12 protein-coding genes are annotated in these 9,840 nt (G+C 65.4%); 4 read left to right on the top strand and 8 right to left on the bottom strand.

From position 1 onward, the window contains the following. Positions 1 to 244: 244 nt before the first annotated feature. From Q0S71_RS08565 to Q0S71_RS08550, 4 genes are all read right to left on the bottom strand, one after another. On the bottom strand, positions 245 to 1,198 hold the full coding sequence (locus Q0S71_RS08565; protein ID WP_295993959.1) for a hypothetical protein: 954 nt from the start codon (positions 1,196 to 1,198) through the stop codon (positions 245 to 247). Continuing rightward, on the bottom strand, positions 1,195 to 2,136 hold the full coding sequence (locus tag Q0S71_RS08560; protein WP_295993958.1) for an ABC transporter ATP-binding protein: 942 nt from the start codon (positions 2,134 to 2,136) through the stop codon (positions 1,195 to 1,197). Before Q0S71_RS08560 ends, Q0S71_RS08565 begins: the two co-directional genes overlap by 4 nt. After that, positions 2,133 to 2,501, bottom strand: a complete 369-nt coding sequence (locus tag Q0S71_RS08555; RefSeq protein WP_295993957.1) for a GntR family transcriptional regulator — start codon at positions 2,499 to 2,501, stop codon at positions 2,133 to 2,135. The genes Q0S71_RS08560 and Q0S71_RS08555 overlap by 4 nt, the downstream gene beginning before the upstream one ends. 125 nt (positions 2,502 to 2,626) lie before the next feature. Then, positions 2,627 to 3,346 (bottom strand): DUF72 domain-containing protein, encoded by a 720-nt coding sequence (locus Q0S71_RS08550; RefSeq protein ID WP_295993956.1) that lies wholly within the window; start codon positions 3,344 to 3,346, stop codon positions 2,627 to 2,629. A gap of 90 nt (positions 3,347 to 3,436) precedes the next feature. Here Q0S71_RS08550 and Q0S71_RS08545 point away from each other — a divergent pair, with 90 nt between their 5' ends. Then, a complete protein-coding gene (locus Q0S71_RS08545) occupies positions 3,437 to 4,000 on the top strand; it encodes a DUF1439 domain-containing protein (protein WP_295993955.1) in 564 nt (187 codons plus the stop codon). A 45-nt stretch (positions 4,001 to 4,045) separates the two neighbouring features. Then, positions 4,046 to 4,798 (top strand): tetratricopeptide repeat protein, encoded by a 753-nt coding sequence (locus Q0S71_RS08540; protein WP_295993954.1) that lies wholly within the window; start codon positions 4,046 to 4,048, stop codon positions 4,796 to 4,798. On the opposite strand, the gene Q0S71_RS08535 is transcribed toward Q0S71_RS08540, so the two are convergent. From Q0S71_RS08535 to Q0S71_RS08520, 4 genes are all read right to left on the bottom strand, one after another. Continuing rightward, on the bottom strand, positions 4,767 to 5,624 hold the full coding sequence (locus Q0S71_RS08535) for an ABC transporter substrate-binding protein (RefSeq protein WP_295993953.1): 858 nt from the start codon (positions 5,622 to 5,624) through the stop codon (positions 4,767 to 4,769). The two genes, Q0S71_RS08540 and Q0S71_RS08535, sit on opposite strands and share 32 nt — an antisense overlap. A 56-nt stretch (positions 5,625 to 5,680) precedes the next feature. Further along, a complete protein-coding gene (locus tag Q0S71_RS08530) occupies positions 5,681 to 6,442 on the bottom strand; it encodes a UDP-2,3-diacylglucosamine diphosphatase (protein WP_295993952.1) in 762 nt (253 codons plus the stop codon). A 119-nt stretch (positions 6,443 to 6,561) separates the two neighbouring features. Then, positions 6,562 to 7,056 (bottom strand): peptidylprolyl isomerase, encoded by a 495-nt coding sequence (locus tag Q0S71_RS08525; RefSeq protein WP_295993951.1) that lies wholly within the window; start codon positions 7,054 to 7,056, stop codon positions 6,562 to 6,564. A gap of 70 nt (positions 7,057 to 7,126) precedes the next feature. Continuing rightward, on the bottom strand, positions 7,127 to 7,783 hold the full coding sequence (locus tag Q0S71_RS08520) for a peptidylprolyl isomerase (RefSeq protein WP_295993950.1): 657 nt from the start codon (positions 7,781 to 7,783) through the stop codon (positions 7,127 to 7,129). A gap of 261 nt (positions 7,784 to 8,044) precedes the next feature. Between Q0S71_RS08520 and cysS the strand changes: the two genes are divergently transcribed. Continuing rightward, positions 8,045 to 9,445 (top strand): cysteine--tRNA ligase, encoded by a 1,401-nt coding sequence (cysS, locus tag Q0S71_RS08515; protein WP_295993949.1) that lies wholly within the window; start codon positions 8,045 to 8,047, stop codon positions 9,443 to 9,445. After that, positions 9,445 to 9,840 (top strand): DNA-3-methyladenine glycosylase (locus Q0S71_RS08510; protein WP_367185283.1); only part of this gene is annotated, 396 nt, incomplete at its 3' end. The genes cysS and Q0S71_RS08510, both read left to right, overlap by 1 nt.

Genomic DNA, 9,840 nt, shown 5'->3' with positions numbered 1-9,840 from the left:
GTGCACGGTGCTGCCGTTCCCGGAGGAGTATCAGCACCTGGCCGCGTACTTCGAGCGGCTGGTGCAGCGGCCGTCCGTGCGGCGGGTGCTGGAGGAGGCCAAGCCGCACTTCTCGCAATATCCGTTTGCCGACGATATTCCGAAGCGCTTCCTGTAGAAGCTACGCAGTGACGACGGGCCGCACGGAGTGCGTTCCGTGCGGCCCGTATCGTTCGCGGCGGCGCCATCGCCAGCGCTGCTTTGTTCAATTTTCCTCGCGCCAGCGCCGCATCCACGTGGCGCCGGCGATCATCGCCACGCCGGCCGCCGCGCCGACCCACACGCCGATGCTGCCCAGCGTGAGCCATGAGGCGTTGAGTATCGTGCCGACGTTGGGATGGTGGTCGGCGCCGCTGGTCAGCGCGGCCGGCGAGATTTGCTCGAACATGAACCATGCGCCGGGCGCCACGCCGAGCAGGGCGCGCGAAGTGATGGTGCCGAGGAACCAGCTGCCGTCGATGTTCATGCCCAGCCCGCGCTGGGCCCACAGCAGCGCCAGGCCGATCGCCAGCGGCACGCCGACGGCCCACAAAAACACCTTGGAGCGCGCCCAGCTCGACACCAGCAACAGCCAGCCCACGCTGGGCAAGGCCCACAGCAGGTACACCGGCAGCAGCGCGATCAGTTCCAGCGGCGCCAGGTAAAACCCCGGCTGCGACAGGATGGCGCCGAAGGCGTTGGTGCCGTGCGAGAGCAGTGCGAAGCAGCCGATGGCCAGCATCAGCAGCGACAGCGCGATGCCGACCACGAACACGATCAGCGGCGCCACCACCAGCGCCGTGGCGGCCTTGGACAGCACCGTCATGCGGTCCGACACGGGCAGCGATTTCCAGAACAGCAGGCTGCGGTCGCTGCGCTCGTCGTGCAGCGCGCCGAGGCAGTAGAAGAATACCAGCAAGCCCAGTATCAGCAGGATGGGCATGGCCGTCACGATATAGGAATTGGCGATCACTTCGCCCATCATGCGCAGCGGCGTGTCGGTGATGACGACGGCGCCGATGTGGACGTCGCGGCCATCGCCATAGTTCATGGTGCCGCCGGCCAGCACGGCCGCCAGCGACACCGCCGCCATCAGCGCGGCGACCACGACGGGCGTCCAGAACAGCATGCCCTTGTTTTCCCACAGCTCGCGCTGCAGCAGCCATTTCATGGTTTTCATGCGTAGCTTCCTTTCATGGTGGCGACGAACAGGTCGGCGACGCTGGGGGTGCGGATTTCGCCGAAGGCGGCCAACTGGCGGCGGTCGGCGCCGTCGAACAGCATCACCGATTTGCCGAACACGGTGCGCTGCGCCATCGGCTGCAGGGCGCCGGCGGCGCGCACGAAGTCGGCGCCGACCATCACTTCGGTGAAGCGCTCGCCCACTTCATCCATCGACAGCGACAGCGCGATCTTGCCGTTTTCGATGAACAGCAGATCGGTCAGGATGTGCTCGACCTCCTCGATCTGGTGGGTGGTGATGAGGATGGTCTTGTCCTTGTCAAAATAATCTTCCAGCAGGTTCTGGTAGAACTGCTTGCGATAGATGATGTCCAGGCCCAGCGTCGGCTCGTCGAGCACCAGCAGCTTGGCGTCGATGGCCATCACCAGCGCCAGGTGCAGCTGCACCACCATGCCCTTCGACATGGCCTTGACCTTCATGTCCGGCGTCAGCTTGGTGTTGGCCAGGTAGCGCTCGGCCTTGCTGCGGTCGAAGCGCGGGTGGACGCCGGCCACGAAGTCGACCGCATCCTTCACCTTCAGCCAGCGCGGCAGGATGGCGACGTCGGCGATGAAGCAGACGTCGTTCATCAATTCGTCGCGCTGGGTGCGCGGGTCCAGGCCCAGCACCGACAGCTCGCCCTCGAAGCGCGTCAGGCCCAGCATGGCTTTCAGCGTCGTGGTCTTGCCGGAGCCGTTGGGTCCGATCAAGCCGACGATGCGGCCCTGGTGGATCTCGAAGCTGGTGTGGTCGAGCGCGGCCTGCTTGCCATAGTGCTTGCTCAGATTGGCGGCGCGGACGATGGTGTTGGTGCCGGTACCGGTACCGGTACCGGTACCGGTACCGGCGTTGGCATTGGCATTGGTATCGGCATTGGTATTGGTGTCGGCGCTCATGCCGCACCTCCCGCTTGCGCGCCGCGCAGCAGTTGGTCGATGTCGAGGCCGAGGCGGCGGATGCGCTCCACCATCGCCGGCCATTCTTCGCGCAGGAAGCGTTCGCGTTCCGATGCCAGCAGCTTGTCGCGGGCGCCTTCAGTCATATACATACCTAATCCCCTTCGTTTTTCCACCAGTGATTCGTCGACCAGCTCCTGATACGCGCGCGAGACGGTGATCGGGTTGAGCTGGAAATCGGCGGCGATCTGCCGCACCGAGGGCAGGGCGTCGCCCGGCTTGAGCAAACCGTCGAGCATCATGCCGACCACGCGCTCCTTGAGCTGGCGGTAGATCGGCGCATTGTCGTTCCAGTCGCCGCTCATGACGCCGCCCGCGCTGCGCTTGTGACGCTTAATCGCATACGTCCTCCTTGTTGATAATATAATTTAGTGTTGTAGTGAACTATAACACTGTGACTTATAAAATCAAGCGCTGATTGTCGCGGGGATTATTTTTGCAACATCGCTTTCAATGCCAGCGCGTTGGGGATGGCGGCGCCTTCGGCGGTATTGTCGAAGATGCACCAGCCATCGCGGCCGGCCAGTTGATGCGCCACCGTGCGCAGATAATCGTCCGGGTAGGATGAGTAGTAGATGTGCGGGCTGCCGTGCAGGCGCAGGTAGACGGTGTCGGCGGTGGCTTCGTGCGGGCCGGGCTGGCCGGCCCGCGGATCGGCGAGCACGCGGGTGATGCCGTGCTGGCGCAGCAGGGCGCTGCCGTCGGCGCCGAACCAGCTGGCGTGGCGCGCCTCGCAGGCGATGGTGGGGCCGGCCGGGTCGACGGCCGCGCGAAGGCCGGCAAAAAATGCGTCGGCGACGGCGACGTCGAGTTGCAGGCTGGGCGGCAGTTGCACCAGCACGCAACCGAGCTTGTCGCCGAGGGCTCCGGCTTCGGCCGCGAAGCGCGCCACTTCCTCCCCGGCGCCGGCCAGCCGCTTGTATTGCGTGACGGTGCGCGGCAGCTTGACCGAGAAGCGGAAGCCGGCCGGCACGCTGGCGCCCCAGCGCTCATACGTGCTGGCCTGATGCGGTTTGTAAAACGAGGAATTGATTTCGACGGCATTGAAAACGGCGCTATAGCGCTCCAGATGCGAGCCATCGGCCGGGAATTCGGCGTGGTCTTTGCTGGCGATGCTCCACCCCGCGCAGCCGATACTGTTGGACGCCATCACACCTCCTCATCGATATCGACTAAACTCTACGGCATTTTCACCGGGCCGGGCGCCAGCGAGGCGCGCCCATCGAACAGAGGAAACCAGATGCCATCGAAGTCCACCTTGCTAAAATTTTCCGCCGCCTTGCTGTTGGCCTGCGGCTTGCTGGCCGCCTGCTCGACGCTGATCGGCCCGCGCCAGGTCGAGCTGCCGCAGGAGCGCTTGCAGCAAAGCCTGGCGCGCAAATTCCCCATGCGTCACCGCGTGCTGGCGGTGTTCGACGTGGCGCTCGACCATCCGCAGCTGTCCATCGCCGGCGGCGACGACCGCGTCGCGCTGGCGCTCGACGTGACGGTGGTGCCGCTGCTGGCGCGGCAGTCGTGGAGCGGCTCGTTGCTGATTTCCGGCCGGCTGGTGATGGACCCGGCGCGCAACGCCATCGTCATCGCCGACGCGCATGTCGACAAGCTGGCCTTCAACAATATGGACGAAGGCCGCCAGAACCAGCTGGCCGGCATCGCCAATCTGCTCGGTGAACAGGTCATCAAGGACGTCGCCGTCCACACCTTCCAGCCCGACGATTTGCGCTACGCCGGCGTGCAGTTCGCGGTGACGCATATCTCGACCAAACCGGGCGCGCTGGTGGCGACGCTGACGCCGGCGCAGTAAGCGGCCGTCGATTTTTATTTTTGTGTAACGAAAGCTGGAGTAAGCATGACGATATTTGGAGTTGGGCTGCACGTGCTGGTGGCCCTGTTTTTTGCGATCCACGCGATCCGCAACGGCCAGCAAATGTACTGGCTGATGATCTTGTTCCTGTTCCCCGGACTGGGCAGCATCGTCTATTTCTTCGCGATTTATCTGCCGGGATCGAAGCTGCAACACGGCACGCGCCGCGCCGTGACGACGGCGGCCCGCTCGCTCGATCCGGGCCGCGAACTGCGCGAGGCGCGCGCCGCCTTCGACTACACGCCGACGGCGCAAAACCAGATGCGGCTGGCGGCGGCCCAGCTCGAAGCCGGCGCCGCCGCCGACGCGGCCGCCACCTATGAAGCCAGTTTGCAGGGCGTGTTCGCGTCCGACCTGGAAATCCGCTACGGCGCCGCGCGCGCCAACCTGGCGTGCGGGCGTTACGCGGCGGCCGTCGCGCATCTGCAAACGATACGCGCCAGCGATGCGAATTTCCGCGCCGAGCCCGTCGCGCTGCAGCTGGCCCAGGCGCTGGCCGGCGCTGGCCGCCAGGACGAGGCCAAGGTGGAATTCGCGGCCACGCTGGCGCGCTACGGCAGCTTCGCGGCGCGCGCCGAATTCGCGATCTGGGCCGCCACCAGCGGCGACATCGCGCTCGCCGGCGAGCTCTATCCCGAACTGCAATCGACCATGTCGCGCTGGAGCCGCCAGACCCGCGACATGAACATGGCCCTGATCCGCCGCCTCAACGCCGCGATGGAGCTGGCGCGGCGCTGAGGTTCATGGCGGCGATGGCGGCATTGAGCTTGTCCATCACCGCCGGCGCGACGTCGCGGCTGCACACGATGTGGCGTTGCAGGCCGGGCGGCATGTCCGGCAGGTCGCGCCGCACCAGGCCGCCGAGCGCCGGCTCGTGCTCGCGGAAATAATCCCAGTCGACGCGGTCGATGAACATATAGGCGGCGCGGCCGACGGCGAGCATGCGCATCATCTGGCGCGGATCGACGGTGCGGCGCATGACCTGGTTGCCGCTGTGCGCGATCAGCGCATCGAGCGCCGGGCCGTATGAGACGCCGTCGACGACGCCCAGCACCACCTGCGGATCGGCCATCAGTGCGGCCAGCGTGGCGTGGGCTTGCAGCTGGCGTACGGCGTTCGGCGCGATCAGCACCGATTGCGGCGGATCGGTGTGGATGGGCAGGCTGTATTGCGCCACGGCCTCGCGCTGCGGCAGGCGGTACCAGCTGATCGAGCAGTAGTTCGGCGTGCCGTGGGTGAGGCTGGCCCAGATGCGCTTCTGCGGTTCGCTGACGAAGCGGGTGGCGATGCCGGCGGCGCGGAAGATGTCGTGCGTGCGCACCAGCAGGAAGCCGTGTTCGACGCCGTTTTCCAGGTAGTGATAGGGCGGCTTGTCGCGCCAGGCGACCGTGATGAGCGGGGTGGGGGCGGCGGCGGCGGTCGATGCGGCGGTAGCGGCGAAGGCGGAGGTGGCGGCAGCGATGGCCGCGGCGGCCATCGTGGGCGCGGCGGGCGGGGCGGCGACGGCCCGGCTGGCGCAGGTCGATGCCAGGAGGAGTTGCAGGAGGCGCTGGGCGGGGATCATCAACCGATTATAGGCAGGCCGACCATGATTGTCACGATGTTAAGTCGCGCCGGTTTTCAGTCGGCGATGACGGCGCCGTCGAGCGCGTGGCGCGTGATGGCGCCGTCGTCGCCGATGGCGATCCAGCCGCCGCGCGGCGGCGTGGCGTCGGGTTCCCAGTCCGGCAGCACGTAGCGGCGCGTGGCGCCGGCCGCGTGCAGCGCGGGGCGGTGCGTGTGGCCGTGGATCAGGATGGCCGCGCCGGTGCGCGCGTGCAGCTCGGCCACCGCTTGCGGCGTCACGTCCATGATCTCCATCGACTTGCCGCCCTGGTCCTTGCGGCTGTTGTCGCGCATGCCGGCGATGATGGCCTTGCGCTGCGCCAGCGGCAGCGCCGTGAACTGCGCCTGCCATGCCGGCTGGCGCACCATGGCGCGAAATTCCATGTACTTGAGGTCTTCGGTGCACTGGGCGTCGCCGTGGGCCAGCGCGACGCGCAGGCCGGCGATGTCGGCCACGTGCGGCTCGGCCAGCAGGGTCAGGCCGGCCGCGCGCGCAAAATCGGCACCGATCAGGAAGTCGCGGTTGCCGGCGATCCAGAACACGGCGACGCCGGCGTCGCTGACGCGGCGGATGGCGTCGACGATGGTGCGGTGGTAGGGATCGTCGATGTCGTCGTCGCCGGCCCAGTATTCGAACAGGTCGCCGAGCAGGTAGAGCTGGCGCGCGTGGACCGCGCGATGCGCCATGAAATCGAGGAAGGCCGCGGTGGTGCGCGGCTGGGATGCTTGCAGGTGCAGGTCGGAGATGAAGAGCGCGCTGGTGGCGGATGCGGTCATGGGGGGGGCGCTGGTGCTGAGGTTAACTAAATCGGGGTCAAGACCGTGGTCTGACCCACGGTCTTGACCCCGACGTTACGACGCTGGCTGAGCAACGACGTCACGCTGCTGGTCGACGATTACGCCGCCAGTTCCATCGATTCGATGATGACGTCTTCGACCGGCACGTCCGAATGCATGCCGGTGCGGCCGGTTTTCACTTTGCGGATGGCGTCGACGACGTCGGTGCCGTCGATGACTTTGCCGAACACGGCGTAGCCCCAGCCGTCCTGGCCCGGGTAGTCGAGGAAGCTGTTGTTCTTGACGTTGATGAAGAACTGCGCCGACGCCGAGTGCGGATCCGAGGTGCGGGCCATGGCCAGCGTGTACTTGTCGTTCTTGAGGCCGTTCTTGGCTTCGTTCTCGACCGTCGTTGCGGTCGGCTTTTGCTTCATGCCCGGCTCGAAACCGCCGCCCTGGACCATGAAATCGCCCATCACGCGGTGGAAGATGGTGTTGTTGTAATGGCCGGCGTTCATATAGGCCAGGAAGTTTTCAACCGTCTTAGGCGCTTTTTCCGCGTCCAGTTCGGCGGTGATCTTGCCCATGTTGGTGGTGATGATAACGGTCGTCATGATAATCCTAAAGTGTGTGGTTCGTGTACTGATGCCGGCCGCTTGAACCCGCGCGGCCGGCACGAAGCCGCTATTTTACAGGCGTTGGCGCGATCGGGGTTTTCAATACCGTCACCGCCGTGATCGTGATCGGCGTCACCGGCAGGTTCTGGAACATGCCCTTGTCGTCGACCAGCACGCCCTTGATCTTGTCGACCACGTCCTGGCCCTTGATGACCTTGCCGAACACGGTGTAGCCGTAGCCGTCCTGGCCCGGATAGTCGAGGGCGCCGTTGTCGGCGACGTTGATGAAAAATTGCGAGGTGGCCGAATTCGGGTCGCTGGTGCGCGCCATGGCGATGGTGTAAGTGTCGTTCTTCAAGCCGTTCTGCGATTCGCCGGCGATGGCCTTGCGGGTCGGCTTCTGTTTCAAATTCTTGTCGAAGCCGCCGCCCTGGATCATGAAGCCGTCGATCACGCGGTGGAAGATGGTGTTTTTATAGTAGCCGCTTTTCACGTACTGTAAAAAATTGTCGACCGATTTGGGCGCCTTGTCGTGGTTCAGCTCGACGACGATGTCGCCCATCGTCGTCTTCAGCGCCACCTGCGGCGCGGCATCGGCGGCCGCGGCTGGGTGCGGTACTGCAGCGGCTGCGGCGGCGGCCGAAATGGCGACGCCGGCGCACAGCGCCAGGAATCGGGCGGTCAGGGAGGGGCGGGGCAGGCGGCGCTGCGTGGTGTCTTGCATTATTGCTTCCTCGGCGGTTGAGTTCAGGTGTCTACAAAAATCCTGGCCCAGTTCGGGCCAGTCGGGATTTTATCAATGCTATACTTGTCAACGACGTTCCATTCTAACCCGGCCAGGGTGGAAAAAAGAACTATACCAAGGGTCTGTCAGTCCCCACGGCAAAACCGATGCAAGCCCGGTGCGGCACTTTCCAGTGTCTGCGCCAGGCTCTTGTATTGTGTATTGCCGGGATGGCGGGGCCAAACACAAGCAAGAGTCTCGATGAGCAATTTAAAGATTTACAACACGCTGGCGCGCGACAAGCAGGCATTCGTTCCCATGGAAGCGGGCAAGGTCCGCATGTACGTTTGCGGCATGACGATCTACGATTACTGCCACATCGGCCACGCGCGCATGATGATGGCCTTCGACGTCATCTACCGCTGGCTGCAAACGTCGGGCTACGACGTCACCTACGTGCGCAACATCACCGACATCGATGACAAGATCATCAAGCGCGCCGTCGAAAACGGCGAGTCGATCTCGTCGCTGACCGGCCGCTTCACCCAATACATGGACGAGGACACGGGCGCGCTCGGCATCTTGCCGCCGACCCACGTGCCGCGCGCCACCGAATACGTGCCGCAGATGCTGGCGCTGATCGAAACGCTGGAAGCGCGCGGCCTGGCCTACCAGGGCGAGGACGGCGACGTCAATTACGCCGTGCGCGGCTTTCCCGGCTACGGCAAGCTGTCGGGCAAGTCGGTCGACGACCTGCGCGCCGGCGAGCGCGTCGACGTCAACACCGGCAAGCGCGATCCGCTCGACTTCGTGCTGTGGAAGTCGTCCAAGGAATCGGAGCCGGAAGAAGTCAAGTGGGCCTCGAAGTGGGGCCGCGGCCGGCCGGGCTGGCACATCGAGTGCTCGGCCATGAGCTGCGCGCTGCTCGGCGAACTGTTCGACATCCACGGCGGCGGCGCCGACCTGCAATTCCCGCACCACGAAAACGAGATCGCGCAGTCCGAAGGCGCCTTCGGCCACACCATGGTCAACTACTGGGTGCACAACGGCCACGTGCGGGTCGACAACGAGAAGATGTCCAAGTCCCTGGGCAATTTCTTCATCATCCGCGACGTGCTGAAAAAGTACGACGCCGAAGTGCTGCGCTTCTTCATCTTGCGCGGCCACTACCGCAGTCCGCTCAATTATTCGGACGCCCACCTCGACGACGCCCGCGGCGCGCTCACGCGTTTGTACACGGCGCTCGACGGCGTCGCCGGCGACGGCCAGGCGCTGGACTGGAGCGAGGCCCACGCCGTGCGCTACGCCGCCGCCATGGACGATGACTTCAACACGCCGGTGGCCGTGGCCGCGCTGTTCGACCTGGTCACCGAGATCAACAAATCGAAGTCGCCCGCGCTGGCGCGCCAGCTCAAGGCGCTGGCCGGCGTGATCGGCCTGCTCGAACGCACGCCGCAGCAGTTCCGCCAGGCCGCCGTCGGCGAAGGCGACTTCGACAAGGCCGTCGACGACGCCGTCATCGCCAGCCACATCGAAGCGCGCAGCGCGGCCAAGAAGGCGCGCGACTTCGCCAGCTCCGACCGCATCCGCGCCGAGCTGCTGGCGGCCGGCATCATCCTCGAAGACAAACCCGATGGCACCACCAACTGGCGCCGCGCATAATGGTCACGGCCAAGGATAACGAGGGCGCATCGGCCCCGCTGGTGATCGCGGTGCCGCCATACTGGGAGCAGGCGAAGATCGAGCTCATGAAGCGGGACCGCATCATGAAAAAGCTGATCCCGCAATTCGGCGACCTGCACCTGGTCGGCCACGGCGACCCGTTCACCACCTTGGCCCGTTCCATCGTCGGCCAGCAAGTGACGACCAAGGTGGCCGACGCGGCCTGGCACAAGCTGCTGCTGGCCTGCCCGAAATGCACGCCGGCGCAGGTGCTCAAGGCCGGCGTCGAGCAGCTCTCGGCCTGCGGCCTGTCCAAGCGCAAGACCGAATACATCATCGACCTGGCCGACCACTTCAAGGCCAAGCGGGTCCACGCCAACCAGTGGGACCAGATG

This window comes from Rugamonas sp. (assembly GCF_025354735.1).
Classification (GTDB): domain Bacteria; phylum Pseudomonadota; class Gammaproteobacteria; order Burkholderiales; family Burkholderiaceae_D; genus Rugamonas.
Note: the sequence above shows the minus strand (reverse complement) of the source record. Positions and strands in the feature narration are given on the sequence as shown.

Excerpts from the sequence above, each read along its gene's own strand:
- Q0S71_RS08550 (WP_295993956.1), bottom strand. The coding sequence starts at position 3,346 with ATGGCGTCCAACAGTATCGGCTGCGCGGGGTGGAGCATCGCCAGCAAA.
- Q0S71_RS08530 (WP_295993952.1), bottom strand. The coding sequence starts at position 6,442 with ATGACCGCATCCGCCACCAGCGCGCTCTTCATCTCCGACCTGCACCTG.
- Q0S71_RS08565 (WP_295993959.1), bottom strand. The coding sequence starts at position 1,198 with ATGAAAACCATGAAATGGCTGCTGCAGCGCGAGCTGTGGGAAAACAAG.
- cysS (WP_295993949.1), top strand. The coding sequence starts at position 8,045 with ATGAGCAATTTAAAGATTTACAACACGCTGGCGCGCGACAAGCAGGCA.
- Q0S71_RS08525 (WP_295993951.1), bottom strand. The coding sequence starts at position 7,056 with ATGACGACCGTTATCATCACCACCAACATGGGCAAGATCACCGCCGAA.
- Q0S71_RS08535 (WP_295993953.1), bottom strand. The coding sequence starts at position 5,624 with ATGATCCCCGCCCAGCGCCTCCTGCAACTCCTCCTGGCATCGACCTGC.
- Q0S71_RS08540 (WP_295993954.1), top strand. The coding sequence starts at position 4,046 with ATGACGATATTTGGAGTTGGGCTGCACGTGCTGGTGGCCCTGTTTTTT.
- Q0S71_RS08545 (WP_295993955.1), top strand. The coding sequence starts at position 3,437 with ATGCCATCGAAGTCCACCTTGCTAAAATTTTCCGCCGCCTTGCTGTTG.
- Q0S71_RS08560 (WP_295993958.1), bottom strand. The coding sequence starts at position 2,136 with ATGAGCGCCGACACCAATACCAATGCCGATACCAATGCCAATGCCAAC.
- Q0S71_RS08555 (WP_295993957.1), bottom strand. The coding sequence starts at position 2,501 with ATGAGCGGCGACTGGAACGACAATGCGCCGATCTACCGCCAGCTCAAG.
- Q0S71_RS08520 (WP_295993950.1), bottom strand. The coding sequence starts at position 7,783 with ATGCAAGACACCACGCAGCGCCGCCTGCCCCGCCCCTCCCTGACCGCC.